Raw genomic sequence first — 20,765 nt, 5'->3', positions numbered from 1 at the left:
TCAAGATTCAATCGGCGCCAACACCGCGGGGGTTGGTGGAGCTTTTGAGCGCTACCGGTGGTGACCGGTGGCGCCAGGGGTTGTCGCTGCCGAGTCAGGCCCGGGGCCTGGCTGCAGCGCTTGCAGGCCGGGGAAGGCCTGCCTGAGGCGCCTATGCCAGCTGTGCCTCCAAGTGCGTCTTGAGCTCCTCGATGCGGCTGGACTGGAAGTCCTTGCTCAGAAAGCCCGTGTACGGCGCGTCGGTCTTGAAGACCCTGCAGGCGATCTCGAAGTGCATGCCGCGCCCAGCCCCGGCCAGGCCGTGGTGGAAGAACCAGAAGGCTCCCGGCAGGCTCGCTTCGCTCAGCTGCAGGCGGCTCTTCGGCGTGGGCGGATTGAGCGCGCCGCAACTGAGACTTCCCTCGCCCAGGCTGGATAGGTAAAACGATCCGCCCGGAGACGTTTGCAGCGCGTCGTCCCAGTCGTGGCTGAAGCGCTCCAGCTGCCCGGTTGCGAACAGCACGTAGTCGCCGATGCGCGGCCCCGGTTGCAGGTCGCGAGCAGCAACGGCGCCCGCCAGCAATGCCTGGTCTTTGGCGTCGAGTTGGTTGTGCATGGTCTATCTCCTGTGGAAGAGACGGACCCCGGCCCCGTGGGGCAACAGGTGCCCGTCAGGGTTTCAAAAAAGGCCGGGTGGCCATGGTGGATGCTGATGTGCCCGAGGGCGCGGCCAGCTACCGCTTTCAAGATCCGCAAAGCGTTACGCCGAGCGGGACAGGAATCGTGCTTTCCGAAGCCTGGAGATCGGAGCTTGGGAAAGACGACTAGCCCTACGGGGAGGTTCAGTACGCCAGCCGCCAAAGGCATGCACAGGCCAAGCGGCTGTGCGCAGAGGGTGCGACCACAGGGGATGGGTGGCAGACAGCACGGCTGCTATCTGCTTTGAGCTGCCTGGGCAGTGCGCATGGCCCTGCTGCGGCGCAGAAGGCCTGTGAAGGCCGTTTTGAAGCGGGAGCGAATCCCTAAGATGTTCGTGCCAGCGGACTGGCTGTGTTGCTGCTATTCCTCAGCTGGGTTTGGCAGTGTCAGCGCAAGGCGACGGGCCAGGTGGAGCGCATTGTAGCCGTGCAGGTCAGGGCCAGGGAAGCCAGGCGCTGGCGGTGGGCGTGCGCATTGCGTCTGGTATGCAGGCACATGGGCGGCGAGAAATGTTGCATTGGCTCAGGCATTCCTGAAATCCACCAGGGGTGCGTATGGCCCCAGTCCATCACCACAGCTTGAATCGATCGGCCTCTCGTTCCAGTCCCTTTCTCACCAGCGTTTCAACTTCGGAGCGGGCCTGTGCATACCCGTGCTTCTCCACGGAGCGAGAGACTCTGCGTTGCCGCGTTTTCCCGTGGATGGTTTCAATCCAATAACCGGATATGTACAGGCCTCCACGTCTGGGGTCTATGGATTCAGAAACAGGGAGCGTGACGCCGCGGGCCTGCTGGCTATGCGTGGGAGAAGCGGCGTTTGGTGGCTCAAGACCAGCGCTGGCAAATGCCTGATCGCGGAACAAAAGCGCTTCGACCAGCGCCTCTTCCGCGCCGCCATAGGTTGTTGGGGAGAAATACTCCTGCCGGGTGCCAAATACGGCGGGCAATTGCACGCGCCACAAATATTCTGGACTGTGCCAGCCGACGTGCTTGCGGCTGTTGACGGGAACCGCTTGGCCGCTTTGGCGCATGCAGCCAATGAGCATTCTCAGGCGGTCCGTGGAATACGGGGCATCAGTATGCATGTTAGGGCAAAAACAAACGAGTGGCCACGGCAGCCTTCAAGCACAAGGCACGAATCAAACGCCAAGTTCTCGCAGATGCTGCTGGTCAAACTGGATAATCGAGGACAGCGCCTGGGTCAGAGTATCTGTGTCCATGATGCCTTTGCCGCCCGCCACTTCTGGCGGAAGCACGAGCGTGCGCAGGTGAACATTCTGGGGCGTGCAATAGCGCAGCAAAACAAAGTGTCCGCCGACTGATAGCAGGCCGTCTTCAAACACCATGCTCGAAGCGCCAGCCTGTAAAGTGGTGAGTTGAAACAGCCCGGGTAGGCCAGCAGAAAGATCGCCAGAAATCAGCGCATCCATGGCAGCGGTATTGCGCGGAGTGGGAACTTGTGCACGCTTTTCCACCAGTTCGGCAATCACCAGTCCCAGGTGTGCAGCCACTGTGGCCTGCACTTCATCGCCGTCTTCCCGGGTTTTGGCAGCTGCCGCCATAAACCCGTCGAAGTTGACGCGGGCCATCCAGGTAAAACTGCTGTCCACATCATGCACATAAAGGTACATGGGCTCGCCATCCACCTCGTGCTGATTGGAGCCGATGACTTTCCAGCCGCGGGCAGCAGCGGTGGCGCGCTCAATAAAGGCTTGAGCGGCGCTGCTGTAGGGAGGAAGAGAATCAATGGTCATGTCAGCAGGTTTGAGTACAGCCAATGCAGGAGCAGCAGCCATTCGTGGAAGCGGGGCTTGTTTGCAACCAATTTTAACAGCCGGGGTGCAGGGAGACTTCGGGCAAACCCCATGGGAGTGGGCAAAAACCCCTATCAGCTTGTTAGTGGTTCCACGTATGAATGTCGCCTAACTGTACGCATGCCCAGTACATCAGCCAGCCGGCGAACAGCGCACAGGGCGCCCATCTGGGGTTCAGGTGCGACGAGGGAGGCGCCTCATTATTCAGAAGGGCTATCGTCTGGGTCGTTATATACGTAGCGCTCGTTGTATCGGTCCTCGGCCATCTTCGCGTAACGCAATTGCGTGATGCCTTGCGCAATAAAGGATGCTTGTCTGCGCAGCAATCCCAATTGCTTTTCCAGCTTTTCAACAATTGGCCATTCCCAATCCTGGGCATATTCCTTTAGTTGGGTCATGGAGTAACAGTCTTGCCCCTCTGACTTTTTGATGCTCTGCATTTCCCGCACTGGTTTGCCGCCACTCTTGAAGAACCTCACCCGGTTCCACTTGGCCTGCAGGTGGTTGCCATCGGTGTTGCTCTTGCCTTGTCCGGCCACGCGTCGGTAGGTCTGCAGTCGCAGCACGCTTCGCTGCTTGTAGCTGGTCGCCTGCTCGTTGACCCTCTCGCACTCCATGCGGTAGTTGGTGCTGAGTGCCTCCATCTCGGCGAACACGAGGTCTTGCCACTTGCGCAGTGCGGCCATGGCTTCGTCAAGGTAGTGGGGTGGTTCCATGGGTATAGCGGTTGCTTTGCTTTGAGCCGCTCAACCCCCCCTAGAGGCTGTATGCGGCATGGGTTTCAACGATTCGTCAGCCACTGGACCCTATCCAGCGGCTGCTTATGCAGCCTAAGACAAGCTGCGAAGCCTTCGAACACGGCGAATCGGTGGGGTGGCGGCCAGGACAATTGTACGGCCGCTGGACCGTGCCCAGAGGCTGCTTATGCTGCCGAAGAGACGAGAGCGATCTGCGCTGTGGGCATGTTTGAGCAGTCTTTTGCGGCGTAAGAGCCTCCGACGAGCACGTCATCAGCCTCCAGACGGGGTGTAAAAGCTGCATATGCAGCTAAAGAGAAGAAAACACGTTCGTTCTCACGCCCGGATGGAGCTATCATCAGCCTCTAGACCGGGGTCAGCGGCTGCTTATGCTAGCCTACAGCGAGAAATTCGGAGTTTTCTCGCGAGCCAAGCAAGGAGGCCCAGCGTCTGGGTTGATCCCGCGCCCTTAAGGCCCTCGCTGGTGGCGCTTCCCACCCCGTTTTCGCGCCCATGCAGGCCTCCAGGAGGTCCGAGGCACCTGCCGATGAAAGTCACTAGCGGTGCACTAGCGGTACACAAGGTGCAGCGACTTTGATCCAAGCGTGCCGTTCTCCAGTACACTAGCAGTACACTAGCGGTGCACTGGGAGGATCGCCCTGGACGCTCCTGCAGCGCCGCCCTCCCCCTTTTTTCTAAATCCTTTCTTTCAGACAGGCACCCTTGTGAATATCCTTGGCATCGACATCGGTTACTCCAACCTCAAACTGGCTTTTGGCCCTTCTGATGGTGAGGCGCAGACCCTCCTGCGGCCCGCAGGTGCAGCGCCCGCAGACCGCTTTGGCAGCCGGTTCGACGGTGGCGCGCAATCGGACTTTCTGCATGTCCTGGTGGATGGCGAGCCCTTCATTGCCGGCGTGAGTGCAGATCGCGCGCAAATGTGGGAGCGCTCTTTGCACGCGGATTACTCCAAAACGCCTTCGTATAAAGCACTGATGCATGCCGGCATGCTGGTATCTGGCATGGACGAAATCGATGTATTGGTCACCGGCCTGCCCGTTTCTCAATTCAACGACCCGGCCAAACGGGCAGAGCTCGAAGGCAAGTTCGTGGGCAAGCACCAGATCACGCCCAAGCGTTCCGTGCAGGTCAATAAGGTCAAGGTCATTGCCCAACCAGTGGGCGGGCTCATCGACTACATGAACCAGCAGGACGAAGAGAAGAATGGCTTTTTACTGGAAGATGCTCGGGTGCTGGTCGTGGACCCGGGCTTTTTCTCGCTCGACTGGGTTTTGGTGGCCAATGGCGAATTGCAACGCCAATCCAGTGGCACGAGCCTGAAGGCTTCTTCTGTGGTGCTGGAGCACGCGGCGCGCCTGATTGGCGAAGACCACGGCGGCACTCCGACCACCGAAACGCTGGAAAATGCCGTGCGTAGTAAAAAGCCTTCCATTCTCGTGATGGGCCAGCGCGTGGAGATTGCGCCGTATATCGAGCGCGCCAGCCAAGCCATGGCATCGGTGACGGCTGACGCCATTCAAAAATCGCTTCGCACGGAAAGCATGTCGCCGGATATTGTGGTGATGGTGGGCGGCGGCGCCACGTTCTTTGAGCAGGCAGTGCGCGAAGCATTCAGCAAGCTCAAGGTGGTCATGCCGGAGGCGCCAGTGTTTTCGCCAGCCCGCGGGTTTTGGCTGATGGGCGCCTATTCCTGAATTGCCATCATTGCAACAATCCACAGCAAGGCCGGGTCTCCCGGCCATTTGCGTTCCTGGAAATCCTTTAAGGAGTCCGCTCCATGAGCAATGACGTACGGATCGTGGTGGTCTTGACCGACGCCAATCCAGAGCTGCTTGAGGAAATGAACAAGACCAGTCCTCGAGCCCGCGCAGAGCGCCTGCGTGCTTTGGCGACCATGGGGCTAAGCGTGAGCCGCGCTGGCTTATACCCCTCGGTTGAGGCTGCGTTGCTTCCCACTGCAGAGCGCCCCGCCCTATCTGCCGCGGCTCCCGCTGCCAAACCCAAACGCCAAAAGCCAGCGCCCTCGCCTGCGCCCGAGCCGCATTCCAGCAATCAGCGTGGCACTGCGCAAGAAAGCGCCCAGGATTTGCCCCCTGAATCTCCCGCCGATTCGCCCGCAGATTTTCTTGCCGAAGAAACGCCGGCAACCTTGGAGAAAAAAGCCAAGAGCCCAGGCTTCATCCGTTTCCTGGGAAACATCGGCTGATCGGTTTTCCTCCCCCTTGCATTGAGCCCTATGCAGTCTGCGCAACCCGACTCCAAGATCCTCGACAAGATTAAGAAGTGCCTGGCACTGGCGAGCTCCGACAATGCCAATGAGGCGGCCACGGCGCTACGCCAGGCCCACGCGCTCATGGCCAAGCATGGCGTTTGCGCCGAGGCAATCCACCTCTCCGATATTGGCGAAGCGCGGCTGGACAGCTGCACGATGGCGCGCAACAAGCCCGCGCAATGGGAAGCGTCCTTGGCCTCGGTCGTCGGCTCGGCGTTTGGCTGCAAGCTCATGGTGAACACGCTCGTGCCCAAGGACACAGGCGCGCGCATGGGCCGCCGCGGGCGCGTCTTGAACCAGGGCGGGTACATCTTCGTCGGCCTGAAGGCGCAGGTGGAGATCGCCGCCTACACGGCGCAGGTGCTGGTAAGGCGGTGCAAGCGGGCGCGCGCCGCGTGGATCGCCCAGCGGCTTGGTGGGCTGTCCGAGATGCCCGGAGGCAAGCGCCAGGCCACGCTGCTGGGCAACGAGTTCGCGATGGGATGGGTAGCGCAGATCGCGCGCCTGGTGCGTGAGTTCGCCCTTAGCGACGAGATGAGCCGCGCCATCGACGCGTATGTCCAGGGCAAGGTGACCGAGGACGCCCCCGACGAGCTCGTGCGCAGGAACCAGCCCGCACGCGGCAGCGAGCTGGCGCGCATGGCCGGCAGGGATGCTGCGCAAGGCGAGCGCCTGCACCGGCCCGTTCAGGGCAGTACGGGCGCGCTGCTGGCGTTGCAGTGACCCCGCGGTGGCTGGGCCTGGCGCAGGCGGTGACAGCCGCGCGTAGAGCTCAGCCAGCGTGGGTTCGCGGCCGGCGTCAGCGCGCCGCAGCCTGCCTGCTCTGCGCTCGGCGCAGCAGGTAGCGTTCGAGGGCGTCGGGGTTGTAGCGGAACCACCGGTCGGCCCAGCCCTGCGCGTCCTGCAGCGCCTCGGAGAACGTCTTGGGCTCGAACATCTGCACCACCCCGCCCGACTCGCCCGCTGCCGCAAAGCCGCCCAGCGCCCTTCCGCCCGTGTTCAGGAGCCGAACACCCACGGAGGCGCCGAACACCTGGTCGGACGTAACGCCCAGATAGTTGCGTGTGTAGTCCTCGCTGATTTGTACACGCAAGGCGAAAGACAGGCCCATCGGGCGAGGGCCGCTCGTATCTGCGCCGACGATGAGGCACCCGCGATAGGTGACATACACCTTTTGCTTGGCAGCGAAGACAAAGCCAGCTGCTTGAGCGTCGTTCACCGTGGAGAAGCTGTGCATGGGAGAAGTCTCCCAATAGCTATGCTCTTATCCTGGTCAAGAAGCATCCAAATCCGATGCATCTCGTTACAGGGCGAGGCTGGGGTGCGGCGTCCCTCAGGCCAATCGGGCAATGCGCTGCGCGGCGCCGCTCACGTGCAGCTGCAGCTGCTCCATGCATGGCGCGAATGCATCGCTCAGCGCCCGCTCGCCTTGCATGCGCGCCACGTAGTCCTGCGCCAGGGGTAGCGCCTGGCGCCAGACCTCGCCAGGCACCTGATCGCTCACCTGCAGGCTGAGCGTGCGGGCCAGCACCTCTCCCCCTGCCGTCGGTGCGAATGCCATGGGCGTCATGTCGTAGGCCGGGGCCAGCTGGTAGGGCCTGCCGTGCTCGGACACGAACGCCAGGTTGCCGGTGTGCATGTCGGTGTTGCCGATCAGCGTGCCAAAGGCCCAGAGTAGCTCGGTGGCGCGCACCGACTCAGGGACCACCACACGCTGCTGGGCCAACGCGCGAACGATGATCGGCCAGCGCTCGCCGCTGCCGACGAACTCGGCGTCCAGCGCCGCCAGCGAATGCTGCGCGCGCCGCCCGCGCGCGCCCACCCGGTCAAATCGCTCGATCTGCAAGAACCGCTGGCCGCCATGGTCCAGCAGTTCGCTGTGGGAGGCGGGGATGCCGTGCGAGTGCAGCAACTGCAGCGCCACGTGCTCTGCCAGCAGCAGATCTCGCCAGCGCTGGCTCACAGGGCCCGGCGTGGCGGCCGTGAACTTGACCAGCACGTGCGCGCGGCGTCCCGGCTGCACCTCAGCGAAGGCCGTGAACTTGGGCTGCTCGCCCGCGACCGACGAGCCTGGTAGCTCTCCGCGCGCCGCGGCCAGCGCCAGCTGCGCGTACGCGCCAGGGCGCTCGGCCAATGCGATAGGCGCCGGGGACGGTCCATTGACGAAGGCATCGTGCGCGTCCAGGCCCAGCAGCAAGTTGCCCGGTAGATCGCCCCCGTGGCGCAGCAGCGCCTGCAGGATGTGGCGGTCGCTCCACTCGTTCAAGCGTGCGGGCAGCTGCAGTCGCGCGCCGTGGCGCTGGTTGTACGCGCGGCCCAGGTAGCCCTGCGGACGCATGTCGTAGAGCCACCAGGGCAGGCCGTCGCTGTGAATGCGCTTGCCGCCCGCCTGCACCATGACGAAGCCGCTTGGCAGCACCGGCTCCAACGTGCCCAGCTCGTGCAGCGTGCCCTCGGCGCTGACGCGGAACACCGCCGCGCGCAGGTGCTCGCGCGCCGCGTCGGCCCAGGCATAACGCGTTGAGCGCGCCGCGCCGATCGCCACCACCTGAGCGCCCGCTGCAGCGAGGGCGCGCGAGACAGTCGGCTGACTGGCAGGCTTGTCCTGACCCAGGCGGTGACTCAGCGCTTGAGCCGTCTGCGGGCCTGCACGCAACGCTTGTTCTAACGCATGAAGACGGTGTGTGTTGGTTGAGGACAACAAAAAAAACGCGACGAACCAGTCAAACGTGAATGGTTGCATGAATAGATACTTGAGCGGATTTTTGCCACTGTACCTGTGGCGAATCTTGAGCGGGTGAATAGATAGAAAGGAAGGCCAAGCTGGCTAAAGCTCGCCATGACTAATTGTTTGTATCAACGATAAAAACAAGCGGTGATCTCTGGCACAATCGCGCCGTTGATATGAACAACCTAGCACTCGCCGCCATGACCGAACTTTCTACCCCCCAAGCCTTTCCCATCCCTTTGACCCGTGAGCAGCTGCATGGGCACGTCGTTACTGTCAGCGTCTTGCTGGTGCGGCAAATCCAGTTTGTCCTTGGTCGCAACAGCAGCGCCAATTCGGCAGCGATGGCCCAACTGCTGGGCCTTCCTGACAGCATGGGGCAATACATTGGCGATGTGGACCTGGACATCGAGGACGCGCAAGGCCTGGGCTTGAGCTACGCCCATGTGTCCGCATCCTCGCTGGCACAGACCATGGAAGAGTTGTACGACTTTGCCTATCTGGGTGCGGTCAAGGGCTCGGCATCCGAGCTCAACAGCGAGGGCAACGCATCGTGGGTCTCGCGCATCTTGGTGGACTTGGCAGGTTCGCACTTCGTCGCCGAAATGGACAACTACGCGCCGTGCCTTGAAGCGGTCAAGGCACTGGTGGAGGTCTGCCAGACAGCGCAGGCGCGCGCCACGCTGGAGGGCATTCAGGAAGATGACACTTTCATGGACTGGAGCCTGCCGCTGCAGCACGAAGGGTTGTCGTTTATGCAGATGGAGCGTCTGTCTGGCATGCCCGAAGCCAGTTTGCGCACGCAGGCCAACCCCAAGCGCGCCAATGCCTTGAAGACGCACACCAGCGGGCGCAACACGTTCATTGCGCGCGAGGATGCCAAGCAGTGGCTCATCAGCAAGGGCCGGTACGTCCCGCTGGTCAACATTGACCGCACGGGCGAGTCCGTAGATCTGTACAACGAGACGTTCCACCGCTGCCAGCAGCTGGCCACGCGGCTCGATGCGCGGCTGCACTTCTTGCTGGCAGGCAGCCAGGCACAAGCAGTGCGCGAGCGCCTGAACGCCATTCGCAGTGGACTGGTGGGCTGGAGCGAGGCGGCGCAGGTGCCTTACCTGGACTTGAAGGACAGCGACTTCGCCGACCGCATCTTCATGGAGCAAATAGGCGATGCGCTGGACTTGCCCGCAGCGCTGCTGGCCTTGAAAAGCGCTGCGCTTCGCTCCCGTGAGCTTGCCGCGCAGTACGAGCGAGAGCTCGCCCAGTTGATGCAGCAGCCACAGCGCTGATTGCTCGGCAGCGCCAACAGGGCGCTGCACCCCGCTCGTTTGTTTGCAACCGCTCCCCAAGAGGCTTTCCCATGCTCACGCACCACGCCGCCGTTCGCAGCCAACAGCGCTGCATCCCGCCCATGCTCATCGATCTACTGCTGAGGTTTGGCGTCTCTGAGCCTGCAGGCAAGGGCGCGGAGAAAGTGTTTTTGGACCAGCGCGCGCGCAAGCAGTTGAAGTCCTATGCAGGCCCGCTTGCGCCCTTGCTGGAGCGCGAGTTGGACATCTACGCGGTAGTGGCAGGCGAAGGCCAGGTCATCACGGTGGCGCACCGGCTATTCTGAAAAATTAAAGTCGTAAACACCAACCCAGCATCCATGCGGCTGTTCGCAATGCTCAGCTAGGCCACTGCCTATGTAAAGTCGTAAACAACAGCGTGGACTGCTCTCGCAATGAATGAGGTAGCTGCAGCTGAAGACAGAGCGACTTCACTACTTGAGCTCATACCATGCGACACCGCTCCCATCCACGGTGCACCCTACGGCGCTTTCCGCGATGAGGTAATTCATACAAGCCACGGCCTCGCCCGTGGCGAGGCTCAGTTGCTGCCCGTCCTGCTCCCCTATGGCACGGTGGAACAAGGCGGGGAACACATCCACGATGCGCTGCGGCCCGTCCGACAGCGACTGGCGCAACCGTTCCAGCGCCCGGTCCTGCCCGGCGCGCAGCGAGCCCAGGCGTTCGTGCAGCCCGTAGAAGGGTTCGTTGTGCGACGGCAGCACCAGGACGTCGGGGGGCACCTCGCGAGCCAACTTGTCCAGCGATTCATACCACTCCTTGAGCGGATTAGCCTGCGGCTCGGTGGCGAACACCGACACGTTCGACGAGATGCGTGGCAGCACCTGGTCGCCCGCTATCAGCAGTTTCAGGCCAGGGCAGTACAGGCAGGCATGCTCCGGCGAATGGCCGCCGGTGGTGATGACCCGCCAGCCGTGCGGGCCGAGTTGCAGCAGATTGCCATCCTGCAGGCGCCGAAAGCTCTCGGGCAGCGCGTGGATGTGCTTGCCGAAGCTACCGAAGCGGCTGCGGTAGCTCTCGAGGGCCGCATCCGACCAACCCGCACGGCGGTGGAAAAGCACGCCGTCTGGCGGCGCCTCGCGGTTCGTGTCGGCGTGCATCACGCGGCAGCTCAGGTATTCCAACCGGCTCATGTGCAGCGGCACGCCGGCGCGGCGCGTGAACCAGCCGGCCAGTCCGATGTGGTCGGGGTGCATGTGCGTGGCGTACACGCCCTGCAGGGGGCGGGCCAGCGGGCCCTGCGCCATGAGGGCCAGCCAGTCGGCCACGGTGGCGGGGTCGTTCAGGCCGGTGTCTACCAGCACCCATCCATCGTGCGTGTCGATGGCCCAGACATTGATGTGGTTGAGCCGGAACGGCATGGACAGCCGGATCCAGCGTACGCCAGTGGCGACCTCAACCGTTTGGCGCGGCGCGGGCGGCTCGAACGGGTAAGTCAGCGTGGCGGTGTCGGGCTTTGCCATGGCGGGGGGTCAGATGCCGGTGAGACCGCCCGTGCACAGCAGCGTCTGGCCGCTCACGTAGTCGGACTCGGGAATGCAGAACAGATAAGCAGCTCCAGCGGCCTCCTCGGGCGTGCCGGCCCGGCCGAGCGGGATGCCACGCTCCATCGCAGCCATCAGGTCCACATTCACCCCCACCTTGATCTCGCGCCCCTCGACCTGGATAGCGGCATCGGCATTGGCGGTGGCCTCCGTCATGCGTGTCCGGATGAGGCCGTAGGCCACGCAGTTGACGGTGGTGTTCAGGCGACCCCACTCCTTGGCCAGCGTCATGGTCAGGCCCACGATACCGGCCTTGGCGGCGGAGTAGTTGGCCTGCCCCGCGTTGCCGAAGACGCCTGAAACCGAGGAGACGTTGACCACCTTGCGCACCACGCGGCGGCCGGCCTCGGCGTCGGCGCGGCTCAGCGCGCGGATCACCGGCCGCGCCGCCCGCAGGATGCGGAACGGCGCGGTCAGGTGCACGTCGAGCATCGCGTCCCACTGCTCGTCGCTCATCTTCTGGATGACGTTGTCCCAGGTGTAGCCCGCGTTGTTTATGAGGATGTCCAGCCCGCCGAATGCACCGGTACAGGTGCTGATCAGCCGATCGGCGAAGCCGGCGTCAGCCACGCTGCCGCAGCAGGCGACGGCCTCGCCGCCCAGTGCCATGATTTCATCGCGCACGGCCATGGTGGGCTCGTCGTCGAGATCGTTGAGGACGAGCCGGGCCCCATCGCCTGCGAGCTTGAGGGCCATTGCCCGGCCGATGCCCCGGCCCGAGCCTGTGACCACGGCCACCTTGCCGCGCAATTTTTCCGACATGGTGTTTTCCTGTGTTTACCGGGCGGGTACCGCCTCCGCATCGTAGGCACCAGCGCTGCCTTGCTGACGCAGGACGGCACGCTGGATCTTGCCGGTCGCCGTCTTGGGCAGGCTGTCCATCTGGCGCAGGTAACGCGGCTTGGCAAAGCGCGGCAACTGAGCGCTGGCCTGGCGGACGACGTCCGCCATATCCAGCACCGCGCCCTCGCTGGGCACCAGGGCGAGCATCACCTCGTCCTCCCCACCCGCGCCCTGCGCCGGAACGGCGTAGGCCGCCACCTCGTGGATACCAGGCAGTTGGCCCACCACAGCCTCGACCTCGGTGGCCGAGATGTTTTCGCCCCGGCGGCGGATGCAGTCCTTGATGCGGTCCACGAAGGTAATGAGCCCCTGTTCATCCCGCGTTCCGGCGTCACCTGTGTGGAACCAGAGGTTGCGCCAAGCCTCGACCGTCTTCGCCGGGACATTCAGGTAGCCTGCCATGAAGCCAAAGGGCACCTTGGGCCGCACCAGGATTTCGCCGACCTGCCCGGCCGGCACCGGCACATCGGTTTCGGGGTCGGCGATACAGATCTCAAACCGGTCCTCGTGCGCCCAGCCGGCCGCGTTCGGCGCCGCATGCCCGATGCGTCCCCAGATAGGAATGCCGACCTCGGTCATGCCAAATCCGGACAAAACGTCCTTCACGCCGAAGCGCTCGCGGAACACGGCCTCGTGCTGGGCCGGGTTGGGCGCACTCAGGCTGGCGCGCAGGCGGTGGTCGCGGTCCTGCTCCGTGGGCGGCTGGTTGATGACGAACATGGCCGTCGTGCCTAGGTGGTTGGTCAGTGTCGCGCCGCTGCGGCGGATGTCGGCCAGCCAAGTGCTGGCGCTGAACCGCTGCTTGAGGAAGGCCGGTATGCCCGCCAGCACCGTCGCCCCCAGCTGCATGAACAGGCCGTTGGCATGGAATAAGGGCAGGCAGATGTAGTACTTGTCGGCCTCGGTGATCTCTAGGCTGCGTATCGCCCCCAGCCCGATCACGGCGCAGTGACAGTGCGGCATCAGCACGCCCTTGCTGGGCCCAGTGGTCCCGGAGGTGTACATGATGCAGAAGATGTCCTCGGGCCGGGGCGCGGGGCCTTCCCACGGCGCGCAAGCGCTGCTATCCGTCCAGGCCACCTGGCGCCAGCGCCCGGGCACGGCAACAGGTGCATCGCCCACCACGATCAGGGTGCGCAGGTGGGGCAGCTCATCCGTCAGACTGGCGATGTGCTCGACCAGCGCAGCGTCTACTACGATGATGGCCAGCTGGCAGTCATTCAACTGGTGGCGCAGGAAGGAGGAGCGCAGCTCGGTGTTAAGCATCACCGCCGTGGCTCGCAGGTAGCCGATGCCGAACGTGGTTGCCACCATGGCGCAACTGTTGGACATGAAGACCCCGACGCGCTCTTCGGGCTGCACACCCAACCGGTGCAGGAAGCCGGCAAACCGCTGGCTGGCTTCGAAAGCTTGTCCGGTGGTGAGTGCGTTGCCATGACTGTCTTCGAGCCAGGGCGCACCGGGGCGGCTGGAGGCCCACTCACGCAGAGCATCGGTCAGCGTGCAAGAGTGGGGTTCGTGGATGCGGCTGTACATGGCCTTCTCTTTCTCCATTGCAGGAAATTTCGATGCGCGGCAGGCTCAGACTTCGAGATCCTGAAGCCAGGGAACGTGGGCCAGCGCCTCCGAGGGAACGGGCTCCAGTTCCGAACCCATCAGGCCGTTCCAGCGGTTGAACCAGCCGACCATGGCCACGCAGGACACGATCTCGACGATTTCTTCCTCGGTGAAGACCTGCCGGGCCTGCTCCATGGCCTGGCCCGGTTCGCACACCGGCAGGCTGCCGCCTGCGGTGGCGATGGCTAGTGCCTTGCGCTCCTGCTCGGTGTACCGGGGGTCGCCCGGGTAGGACGGCAGAGCGGCCAGCTTGTCCCAGCCAACGCCCAGGTGGTGGGCGGCATGAACGAGGTGCGTCGTCGTATAGCGACAGCGCGCGCCGCGCGCAGTTTCTGCAGCGATTAGAAAGCGCAGCGCCTGCGTGAGCAGCCCGTCGCCGCGCAGCGTCACGCCCAGCAGTTGGAGCAACGCCGGCACCACGCCGGGCTTGCGCGCCATGGTCAGTAGCGCATTCGGGCGGTAGCCGACAAAATCCACCAGTTCCTCCAGCACGGGGTCGCTGGAGCGCGGATCGTTTTCATGCAGGGGCGCGATGCGCGCGGCGGCGTGGGCGTTCATGGGCATGCCTTGGCTTTGGGGTTTGCGTGGGCACGGCGCGGTCACGCCGCTGCACCCGTCGTGAGGAGGCCCTCGACGTGGACGCGCTGCGCGTCCAACTCCTGGGCTGTGCCGGACCAGGCGACCTGGCCGTGGTCAAGCACGTACTGGCGGTGGGCCAGCTTCATGGGCACCTTGAGGTTCTGCTCCACCAGCACGATGCCGGTTCCCTGGCGATGAACCTCGCTGAACACCCGGACCAATTGGTCTACGATGACCGGCGCCAGTCCCTCGGTGGGTTCGTCGAGCAGCAGGATGCGCGGATTACCCAACAGAGCCCGCCCAATGGACAGCATTTGCTGCTCGCCGCCAGAGAGCTGGTCACCGCCGAAGTTCAGCCGCTCCCGCAGGCGTTGGAAGACGTCCAGCACCCGGTCAAGAGTCCAGTGCCCCGGCTGGTGGGCCAGCGCACCGATCTTGAGGTTCTCCAGCACCGTCAGGTTGGGGAAGATGCGGCGCGTATCCGGCACCAGCGCCACGCCGAGCTTGGCAATAGCCTCAACGCCCAGACCTGAAATGTCTTGGTCGCCCAGCAGGCGTCGGCCGGCCACCAGTGGCATCAGGCCGACTAGGGTCTTGAGCAGCGTGGTCTTGCCCGCCCCGTTGCGTCCGACGATGGCGACGATTTCGTGGAAGTCGATCCGCACGGAGATTTCTTCCAGAGCGAGGGCCTGGCCGTACTTGACGCTGACTTTCTCGAGTTCGATCACTGCCCGTCCTCCCCAAGGTAAATCGACCGCACCGCTTCGTTCTTGCGAATGTCCTCGGGAGCGCCACACGCGATAACCGAGCCGTTGCTCATGACCACGATTTCCTGAGACAGCGACATCACTGCGTCCATGTTGTGCTCGATCAATAGCACCGTGCGCCCCAGCGCGGCCTTGCGGATCAGGGCCAGTGCGGCCTGTATCTCGTGATGGCCGATGCCGGCCAGTGGTTCGTCCAGCAGCAGGATCCGGGGATCGGGCAGCAGGGTCACGCCCAATTCCAACGAGCGTTGCAGGCCATAGGGCAGCGTGCCCGCGACGTCGTCGCGGTGGGCCTCCAACCCCGTCAGCTCCAGGATGGCATCCAGTTGCTCGCGGAACTGCCGGTCGAAGTGGCGGCTCATCCAGAAGGGCTGGAACCCCGGCCTGCGCGACTGGGCCGCGACCAGCAGGTTTTCGGCCACAGTCATCTCACCGAAGATCTTGATGATCTGAAAGCTGCGCCCGATGCCCATGCGGGCCCGCTCGTAGGCGGGGTGCTGACTGATTTCCCGGCCGCCGCAGTACACCTTGCCGGAATGGCGCATCTGCCGTCCGGCCAGCACGTTCAGCAGCGTCGTCTTGCCCGCGCCGTTAGGTCCGATCAGGCCGTAGATGCGGCCCTCCTCGAATTCATGGCTGACGTCGTTGACCGCCTTCAGGGCACCGTAGTTGACGGTCACGCCCTCGCATCGCAATGCCGCCTGGCTCATCGGGCACCTCGGTTCTTCTGGCACGCCGCAAAGCCCTTCTCCAGTTCGCCGACGATGCCTCGCGGGAAGAAGATGGTTGCGAGGATGAACACCAAACCCAGCACGCCGTACCAGTATTCAGTCCAGCTGCTCAGCCACTCCTTGAGCACCTCAAAAGCGATCACGCCGACGGTGGCACCCCATAGGGATCCGGAGCCGCCCAGCAGGGTCATGATGATCACGTCCCCCGAGGTCGTCCAATGCAGCATCTGCGGGTTCATGTACATCAGCAGGGAGGCCAGCAGCGCCCCTGACAGACCGCTCAGGCCTCCCGAGATCACGAAGGTGATCTGCTTGTAGCGGTTAACGTTGAAGCCCAGCTGGTCGGCGCGGGTCTCGTTGCCACGGATCGCTGCGATCACGCGGCCGAACGGCGAGCTGCGCAGCGAGATCACCGCCAGCATGACCAGGAAATACACGCCCAGCACGAACCAGTAGTAGTGGACAAAGTCGTAGAAATCGATACCCAGGAAGCCGGGACGCTCCACACCCGAAATGCCGTCCGACCCGCCTGTGAAGCCTCGCAGCTTGCTGTCGGCCAGGATGAAGATCAGCTGGGACAGCGCCAGGGTCACCAGCGCGAAGAAGATGCCGGACACCCGCAGGGCGAAGAAGCTGAACAGCAGGGCGAACGCCGCCCCTACGATGATGGCCAGGCCCATGCCGGCAGAGAACGGCAGCCCGTACTTCTGCGTTGCCAGGGCCACGGCGTAGCCGCCCACCCCCAGGAATGTGGCGTGCCCGAAAGACACCATGCCCAGGGCTCCAAAGACGAAGTCGAAGCCGATGGCGAAAATCGCCCAGATGGCCGCCAGGGTGACCAGTTGGATCAGAGCCTCCCCTGGGTGGATGAAGGGCAGCAGGATGCCCGCCGCTGCAAGCAGCAGGCCGAAGCAGATGTCGAACAGGGAGAGTTTCATGCTGTCCTCGCCGCGCGGTAGAACAGACCCTGCGGGCGCGTCAAAAGAGTGCCGATCAGTAGCACGAAGATCATGATGTCCACCCAGCTGGGGAGATACACGTAACCCAGAGCGCGCACCATGCCGATCAGCATTGACGCGGCGATCGCCCCCCGGATGTTCCCCAGCCCTCCCAGGATCACGACGATGAAGCAGTCAATGATGGTGTTAGTCGCCATGCTCAGCTCGATCGGGAACAGGGGTGCCGCGATCGCACCCGCCATGCCCGACAGGCCGCAGCCCGTGGCGAAAACGGCCATGCGGATCGCACCCACCGGCAGGCCCAGGATGCGCACCATTTCCGCATCGCTGCTGGCGGCCCGCACGAGCATGCCGAACGTACTCCTCTCCAGCACCAGGTACAGCCCTGCCGAGACGATGACTCCGACTCCGATCACGAACAGCCGGTATATCGGGATGGTGCTGCCCAGCATGTCCACGGTGCCGTTCCACAGCGGCGGAATCGCTACTTCCTGGTAGCCAGGGCCCCAGACGAAGCGCACTATGTCGCTCAGGATCAGGATCAGGCCGAAGGTCAGGATCAGCTGGTAGAAGTGCGGCCGCTCATAGAGCGGGCGTAGCGTCAGCTTCTCGATCACTGCGCCCGCCAGGGCTGTAAAGAGCGTGGCGGCCAACACGCCCATGAGAAACGAGCCCGTGCGACGCCCCGTTTCATAAGAGACGTAGGCGCCCAACATGTAGATGGCACCATGGGCGAAATTGATCACGCCCAGCATGCCGAAGATGAGCGTCAGGCCTGCCGCTAGCAGAAACAGCAGCATACCCAGACTCAAGCCGATCACGATAGTTGACATAGCAATTCACCAAGCGCGGGAGGCCGAGGCAGCCCCCCCCGCTGCGGTCTTCAGTTCTTGCAGGCCTCGAACAGCTTTTCTTCGGGAAAGATCTTGGTGATCTTCATCGTCAGCGCAGGAGCCGGTGAGGTGCCCTGCACCACCTCGCCCCAGAAGCCTGGCTGCAGGGCCTGGTGGTCGCAGGCTCGCATGGTCTTCTTGCCTTCCACGGAGTTCTCGCGGACGCTGGCGGCGAAAGCATCCACCCACTTTTCCTTGTCCCAGGAGCCGGTCTTTTCCACCGTGTCCAGCCACCACGCCATGCCGTCGTAGGCCTCCCCGGCCGTCATGCTGGGGAAGATGCCGAACTTCTTACGGTAGGCCTCGACGAACTTGCGGTTGGCGGCGGTGTCGATGGTGTGGTCATAGCGCAAGCCGGAATTGACGCCCAGCGAAGCCGGCCCCACGGCCGCCGCCATGGTTTCATCGGCAGCCACAGGGCCGAAAATCACCTTGCTCTTGCCCAAGTTCACCTGGCCGGCTTGCTTAAGCAGCGTGACCACGTCCGAACCTGTCAGCATCAGCAGCACGCCGTCAGCGTCGGACTTGGCGATCTTGTCCACGATGGACGAATAGTCGCGGTTGCCCAGTGGCGGGAAGTCCTCGCCTACGATCTGGAAGCCACTGGCAGCTGCCTGCTGCTTGATCCACTCGTAGCCGTCGCGGGTGGCCTGGTAGTCGGCGGTGACGGCGTAAACCTTCTTGAGCTTCTTGTCCTGCATGTATGCAAGCGCCATGCGGTTTTCCATGCCCAAGGTGTTCGACGTGCGGAAGGTGTAGCGGGAGCCGCCGGGCACAGTAATCTTGTCGTCCGCCGAGATGGTGACGAGGTGGGGCACCTTGCGCTGCTTGGTTACGTTCATGATCGCCAGCGTAGAGGCGGAACTGATCGCACCGAAGATCATGTGCGAGCCCTCGGAGATCAGCCTGGTGGCCTTCTGCACGGCTGGCTGGGGCTTGGTTTCGTCGTCCTCCCAGGTGACTTCGATGGGTACCCCCAGCACCTTGCCGCCGCGCTCCTCGACGGCGATCTGCACGCCACGGCGCATGTCCTCACCCAGCAGCCCATAGGGGCCGGAGAGCGCCAATACGCCGCCGATCTTGAACTTCTCGGGCTTGGACTGGGCGTACCCGTTGGACACCAGCCCCATGGCCGCCGCCGCGGCGACCACCATGCTCTTCTTGAACCATTTCGCAACGCTACCCATGATTTGTCTCCTGTCGTTGTTCACCATGCATTCCAGGTCAGCCGATGCGGGCGGATATGCCGCCATCGACCATGATTTCGGCGGAAGTGACGTACTTGGATTCGTCACTCGCCAGCCACAGGGCCGTGGTGGCCACGTCCCATGCCTCTCCCATGTGGCCCATGGGGCACTGCCGGTCCCGCTTGGCCATCGTCTCCTCCAGCGACGCCTCCCGGTATCCGTCCGCCAGCGACAGCACGGGCTGGCGGACCATGGGCGTGTTCATCAGACCGGGCATCAGCACGTTCGAGCGGATACCCCGCTTGGCGTATTCCAGGGCGACGCTGCGTGAGAACCCGAGTACCGCGGCCTTCGAGGCGCTGTAGGACACGTAAGCCACGCCGCTGTCGCGCACGCCGGCCACCGAGCCGATGTTGACGATGCTCCCCCGGCCTTTCCGGAGCATGGAGGGGATTGCATGCTTGCAGGTCAGGAACATGGAAGTGAGATTGAGATCGAAGACCAAGCGCCAGTCCTCCAGGCTCTGCTCGACGACCCCCCCCAGGCGGGCGGTGCCGACGTTGTTCACCAGGATGTCGATGTCGCCGTAGGTAGCGACGCAGTCCTGGACCAGCGCCTGCACTGCGCCGGCGTCGGTCACGTCGCACTGGGCCACGCTCATGGCCCCGCCCTCTTCCTGCACGATCGCCTCGGTCTCACGCGCCGCGTCCAGGTTGATGTCGCAGCCATAGACCTTCGCCCCTTCGCGGGCAAACAACACGGCCATGGCCTTGCCGTTGCCCCAGCCGGGCCCCGACGATCCACAACCGGTAACCAGGGCCACCTTGCCTTCCAGGCGTTTCACCATGACCGCGCCCTCAATCCGCGCGCCCGTACAGGGTCACCACGGTGGCCCCGCCCAAGCCCGCGTTGTGCTGCAGGGCCAGGCGCGCACCCTCAACCTGACGTGCCTCGGCGCTGCCGCGCAGTTGGTGGGTCAGCTCGTAGCACTGCGCCAGGCCGGTCGCGCCCAGCGGATGGCCCTTGGACAGCAGCCCGCCCGAGGGGTTGACGACAACCGCGCCGCCATAGGTGTTGCTGTCCGATTCGACGAAGGCCTGCCCTTCGCCAATGGCACAGAAACCCAGGCCCTCATAGCTGAGTAGCTCGTTCTGCGCAAAACAGTCGTGCAGCTCGCACACGTCGATGTCCTGCGGCCCCACGCTCGCCGCCTCGTAGACCTGGCGGGCGGCCTCACGCGTCATGTCGAAGCCCACGACGGAAATCGCAGACTTGTCGGCGAACGCACCGGGGCGGTCGGACACCAGCGACTGGGCCAGCACCTGCACTTTGGCGGCTAGCCCCATCTTCTGGGCAAACTTCTTGCTCACGAAGACGGCGGCGGCAGCGCCGCAGGTCGGCGGGCAGGCCATTAGGCGGGTCATGGCGCCGGGCACCAGGGGCGAACTGGCCAGCACTTCTTCCACCGTCACCTCCTTTCGGAAAAGCGCCAGCGGATTGCGCGCGGCGTGGCGGCTCGCTTTGGCGCGAATCCTGGCGAAGGTATCCAGCGGGGTGCCGTACCGTTCCATGTGCTCACGGCCAGCACCGCCGAAGTAGCGGATCGCCATGGGCAACTCGGGGTGGCCGAAGACCTCATCCATGACCCCGTTGAAACGGTCGAGCGGATCGGGCCGGTCGTCCCAGTACGCCTTCAGGGCTCCGGCCGGCATCTGCTCGAAGCCCACCGCCAGGGCGCAGTCCGCCGAGCCGTTGGCCACGGCCTTGCGCGCCAGGTACAGGGCCGTGGAGCCGGAGGAGCAGTTGTTGTTGACGTTGATCACCGGCACCCCGGTCATGCCGACCTCATAGACAGCGCGCTGGCCACTGGCAGAGTCGCCGTAGACGTAGCCCGCGTAGACGTCCTGCACGTCGGAATAGGCCAGGCCCGCGTCCTGCAGCGCCTCGCGGATGGCCTGTGCGGCCATCTCCGGATACGGCAGGTTGTCTCCGGGTTTCTTGAAAGGGGTCATGCCGACACCGGCAACGAGAACGGGTTCTTGCATTG

General features: G+C 63.8%; 22 protein-coding genes. 5 read left to right on the top strand and 17 right to left on the bottom strand.

Going from position 1 to position 20,765, the window contains the following annotated elements; genetic code table 11:
• Positions 1-151: 151 nt before the first annotated feature.
• The 4 genes from RT282_RS14790 to mobI all read right to left on the bottom strand — a co-directional run bounded on the left by RT282_RS14790 (position 152) and on the right by mobI (position 3,207).
• On the bottom strand, positions 152-595 hold the full coding sequence (locus RT282_RS14790; RefSeq protein ID WP_313315493.1) for a hypothetical protein: 444 nt from the start codon (positions 593-595) through the stop codon (positions 152-154).
• A gap of 651 nt (positions 596-1,246) precedes the next feature.
• Entirely contained in the window at positions 1,247-1,762 is a 516-nt protein-coding gene (locus tag RT282_RS14785) for a hypothetical protein (protein WP_313315490.1), read from the bottom strand.
• A 54-nt stretch (positions 1,763-1,816) separates the two neighbouring features.
• Positions 1,817-2,431 (bottom strand): hypothetical protein, encoded by a 615-nt coding sequence (locus RT282_RS14780; RefSeq protein WP_313315487.1) that lies wholly within the window; start codon positions 2,429-2,431, stop codon positions 1,817-1,819.
• A gap of 260 nt (positions 2,432-2,691) precedes the next feature.
• Positions 2,692-3,207, bottom strand: coding sequence for a conjugative transfer protein MobI(A/C) (gene mobI / locus RT282_RS14775; RefSeq protein ID WP_313315484.1), 516 nt, complete (start codon positions 3,205-3,207; stop codon positions 2,692-2,694).
• Between the two features lie 746 nt (positions 3,208-3,953).
• On the opposite strand from mobI, the gene RT282_RS14770 reads away from it, so the two are divergent.
• From RT282_RS14770 to RT282_RS14760, 3 genes are all read left to right on the top strand, one after another.
• Positions 3,954-4,943 (top strand): ParM/StbA family protein, encoded by a 990-nt coding sequence (locus RT282_RS14770; RefSeq protein WP_313315481.1) that lies wholly within the window; start codon positions 3,954-3,956, stop codon positions 4,941-4,943.
• A gap of 83 nt (positions 4,944-5,026) precedes the next feature.
• Positions 5,027-5,455 (top strand): hypothetical protein, encoded by a 429-nt coding sequence (locus RT282_RS14765; protein ID WP_313315478.1) that lies wholly within the window; start codon positions 5,027-5,029, stop codon positions 5,453-5,455.
• Between the two features lie 30 nt (positions 5,456-5,485).
• The gene (locus RT282_RS14760; RefSeq protein ID WP_313315476.1) at positions 5,486-6,244 is read left to right on the top strand and encodes a DUF2786 domain-containing protein; all 759 of its coding nucleotides are present in this window, start codon (positions 5,486-5,488) and stop codon (positions 6,242-6,244) included.
• Positions 6,245-6,320: 76 nt separating this feature from the next.
• Here RT282_RS14760 and RT282_RS14755 read toward each other — a convergent pair whose 3' ends face one another.
• Together RT282_RS14755 and yjjJ are read right to left on the bottom strand one after the other, a co-directional pair.
• Positions 6,321-6,758, bottom strand: a complete 438-nt coding sequence (locus RT282_RS14755) for a hypothetical protein (RefSeq protein WP_313315474.1) — start codon at positions 6,756-6,758, stop codon at positions 6,321-6,323.
• A 96-nt stretch (positions 6,759-6,854) separates the two neighbouring features.
• Entirely contained in the window at positions 6,855-8,264 is a 1,410-nt protein-coding gene (gene yjjJ / locus RT282_RS14750) for a type II toxin-antitoxin system HipA family toxin YjjJ (protein ID WP_313315471.1), read from the bottom strand.
• Between the two features lie 104 nt (positions 8,265-8,368).
• Here yjjJ and RT282_RS14745 point away from each other — a divergent pair, with 104 nt between their 5' ends.
• Both RT282_RS14745 and RT282_RS14740 read left to right on the top strand, forming a co-directional pair.
• Positions 8,369-9,538 carry a hypothetical protein gene (locus tag RT282_RS14745; RefSeq protein ID WP_313315468.1) on the top strand — a complete coding sequence of 390 codons (1,170 nt, stop codon included), beginning with the start codon at positions 8,369-8,371 and terminating at the stop codon, positions 9,536-9,538.
• A 71-nt stretch (positions 9,539-9,609) separates the two neighbouring features.
• A complete protein-coding gene (locus tag RT282_RS14740; RefSeq protein ID WP_313315465.1) occupies positions 9,610-9,864 on the top strand; it encodes a hypothetical protein in 255 nt (84 codons plus the stop codon).
• Positions 9,865-10,011: 147 nt separating this feature from the next.
• On the opposite strand, the gene RT282_RS14735 is transcribed toward RT282_RS14740, so the two are convergent.
• From RT282_RS14735 to RT282_RS14685, 11 genes are read right to left on the bottom strand one after another with little or no spacing between them, the layout of a single operon-like run.
• Positions 10,012-11,061 carry an MBL fold metallo-hydrolase gene (locus tag RT282_RS14735; protein ID WP_313315463.1) on the bottom strand — a complete coding sequence of 350 codons (1,050 nt, stop codon included), beginning with the start codon at positions 11,059-11,061 and terminating at the stop codon, positions 10,012-10,014.
• 9 nt (positions 11,062-11,070) lie between these two features.
• Positions 11,071-11,904 carry an SDR family NAD(P)-dependent oxidoreductase gene (locus RT282_RS14730; RefSeq protein WP_313315461.1) on the bottom strand — a complete coding sequence of 278 codons (834 nt, stop codon included), beginning with the start codon at positions 11,902-11,904 and terminating at the stop codon, positions 11,071-11,073.
• 15 nt (positions 11,905-11,919) lie between these two features.
• Complete coding sequence (locus RT282_RS14725) at positions 11,920-13,521, bottom strand: AMP-binding protein (RefSeq protein ID WP_313315459.1); 1,602 nt, start codon at positions 13,519-13,521, stop codon at positions 11,920-11,922.
• A gap of 45 nt (positions 13,522-13,566) precedes the next feature.
• Positions 13,567-14,160, bottom strand: coding sequence for a carboxymuconolactone decarboxylase family protein (locus tag RT282_RS14720; RefSeq protein WP_313315456.1), 594 nt, complete (start codon positions 14,158-14,160; stop codon positions 13,567-13,569).
• Between the two features lie 41 nt (positions 14,161-14,201).
• The gene (locus RT282_RS14715; RefSeq protein WP_313315454.1) at positions 14,202-14,909 is read right to left on the bottom strand and encodes an ABC transporter ATP-binding protein; all 708 of its coding nucleotides are present in this window, start codon (positions 14,907-14,909) and stop codon (positions 14,202-14,204) included.
• On the bottom strand, positions 14,906-15,658 hold the full coding sequence (locus tag RT282_RS14710) for an ABC transporter ATP-binding protein (RefSeq protein WP_313315451.1): 753 nt from the start codon (positions 15,656-15,658) through the stop codon (positions 14,906-14,908). The genes RT282_RS14715 and RT282_RS14710 overlap by 4 nt, the downstream gene beginning before the upstream one ends.
• Entirely contained in the window at positions 15,655-16,617 is a 963-nt protein-coding gene (locus RT282_RS14705; RefSeq protein WP_313315448.1) for a branched-chain amino acid ABC transporter permease, read from the bottom strand. The genes RT282_RS14710 and RT282_RS14705 overlap by 4 nt, the downstream gene beginning before the upstream one ends.
• A complete protein-coding gene (locus RT282_RS14700) occupies positions 16,614-17,471 on the bottom strand; it encodes a branched-chain amino acid ABC transporter permease (protein WP_313315445.1) in 858 nt (285 codons plus the stop codon). The genes RT282_RS14705 and RT282_RS14700 overlap by 4 nt, the downstream gene beginning before the upstream one ends.
• 50 nt (positions 17,472-17,521) lie before the next feature.
• Positions 17,522-18,718: an ABC transporter substrate-binding protein gene (locus RT282_RS14695; RefSeq protein ID WP_313315443.1), complete on the bottom strand. Its 1,197-nt coding sequence runs from the start codon at positions 18,716-18,718 to the stop codon at positions 17,522-17,524.
• Positions 18,719-18,755: 37 nt separating this feature from the next.
• A complete protein-coding gene (locus RT282_RS14690; protein ID WP_313315441.1) occupies positions 18,756-19,565 on the bottom strand; it encodes an SDR family NAD(P)-dependent oxidoreductase in 810 nt (269 codons plus the stop codon).
• A gap of 10 nt (positions 19,566-19,575) precedes the next feature.
• Positions 19,576-20,763 carry a lipid-transfer protein gene (locus RT282_RS14685; RefSeq protein WP_313315439.1) on the bottom strand — a complete coding sequence of 396 codons (1,188 nt, stop codon included), beginning with the start codon at positions 20,761-20,763 and terminating at the stop codon, positions 19,576-19,578.
• Positions 20,764-20,765: the final 2 nt, after the last annotated feature.

Source organism: Pulveribacter sp., assembly GCF_032079985.1.
In the GTDB taxonomy this organism is placed as follows: Bacteria; Pseudomonadota; Gammaproteobacteria; order Burkholderiales; family Burkholderiaceae_C; genus Melaminivora.
Note: the sequence above shows the minus strand (reverse complement) of the source record. Positions and strands in the feature narration are given on the sequence as shown.

What these genes read in the sequence shown, in the direction of transcription:
- RT282_RS14790 (WP_313315493.1), bottom strand. Translation starts at nt 595, where the DNA reads ATGCACAACCAACTCGACGCCAAAGACCAGGCATTGCTGGCGGGCGCC.
- RT282_RS14785 (WP_313315490.1), bottom strand. Translation starts at nt 1,762, where the DNA reads ATGCATACTGATGCCCCGTATTCCACGGACCGCCTGAGAATGCTCATT.
- RT282_RS14780 (WP_313315487.1), bottom strand. Translation starts at nt 2,431, where the DNA reads ATGACCATTGATTCTCTTCCTCCCTACAGCAGCGCCGCTCAAGCCTTT.
- mobI (WP_313315484.1), bottom strand. Translation starts at nt 3,207, where the DNA reads ATGGAACCACCCCACTACCTTGACGAAGCCATGGCCGCACTGCGCAAG.
- RT282_RS14765 (WP_313315478.1), top strand. Translation starts at nt 5,027, where the DNA reads ATGAGCAATGACGTACGGATCGTGGTGGTCTTGACCGACGCCAATCCA.
- RT282_RS14760 (WP_313315476.1), top strand. Translation starts at nt 5,486, where the DNA reads ATGCAGTCTGCGCAACCCGACTCCAAGATCCTCGACAAGATTAAGAAG.
- RT282_RS14755 (WP_313315474.1), bottom strand. Translation starts at nt 6,758, where the DNA reads ATGCACAGCTTCTCCACGGTGAACGACGCTCAAGCAGCTGGCTTTGTC.
- yjjJ (WP_313315471.1), bottom strand. Translation starts at nt 8,264, where the DNA reads ATGCAACCATTCACGTTTGACTGGTTCGTCGCGTTTTTTTTGTTGTCC.
- RT282_RS14740 (WP_313315465.1), top strand. Translation starts at nt 9,610, where the DNA reads ATGCTCACGCACCACGCCGCCGTTCGCAGCCAACAGCGCTGCATCCCG.
- RT282_RS14735 (WP_313315463.1), bottom strand. Translation starts at nt 11,061, where the DNA reads ATGGCAAAGCCCGACACCGCCACGCTGACTTACCCGTTCGAGCCGCCC.
- RT282_RS14730 (WP_313315461.1), bottom strand. Translation starts at nt 11,904, where the DNA reads ATGTCGGAAAAATTGCGCGGCAAGGTGGCCGTGGTCACAGGCTCGGGC.
- RT282_RS14725 (WP_313315459.1), bottom strand. Translation starts at nt 13,521, where the DNA reads ATGTACAGCCGCATCCACGAACCCCACTCTTGCACGCTGACCGATGCT.
- RT282_RS14720 (WP_313315456.1), bottom strand. Translation starts at nt 14,160, where the DNA reads ATGAACGCCCACGCCGCCGCGCGCATCGCGCCCCTGCATGAAAACGAT.
- RT282_RS14710 (WP_313315451.1), bottom strand. Translation starts at nt 15,658, where the DNA reads ATGAGCCAGGCGGCATTGCGATGCGAGGGCGTGACCGTCAACTACGGT.
- RT282_RS14705 (WP_313315448.1), bottom strand. Translation starts at nt 16,617, where the DNA reads ATGAAACTCTCCCTGTTCGACATCTGCTTCGGCCTGCTGCTTGCAGCG.
- RT282_RS14700 (WP_313315445.1), bottom strand. Translation starts at nt 17,471, where the DNA reads ATGTCAACTATCGTGATCGGCTTGAGTCTGGGTATGCTGCTGTTTCTG.
- RT282_RS14695 (WP_313315443.1), bottom strand. Translation starts at nt 18,718, where the DNA reads ATGGGTAGCGTTGCGAAATGGTTCAAGAAGAGCATGGTGGTCGCCGCG.
- RT282_RS14690 (WP_313315441.1), bottom strand. Translation starts at nt 19,565, where the DNA reads ATGGTGAAACGCCTGGAAGGCAAGGTGGCCCTGGTTACCGGTTGTGGA.
- RT282_RS14685 (WP_313315439.1), bottom strand. Translation starts at nt 20,763, where the DNA reads ATGCAAGAACCCGTTCTCGTTGCCGGTGTCGGCATGACCCCTTTCAAG.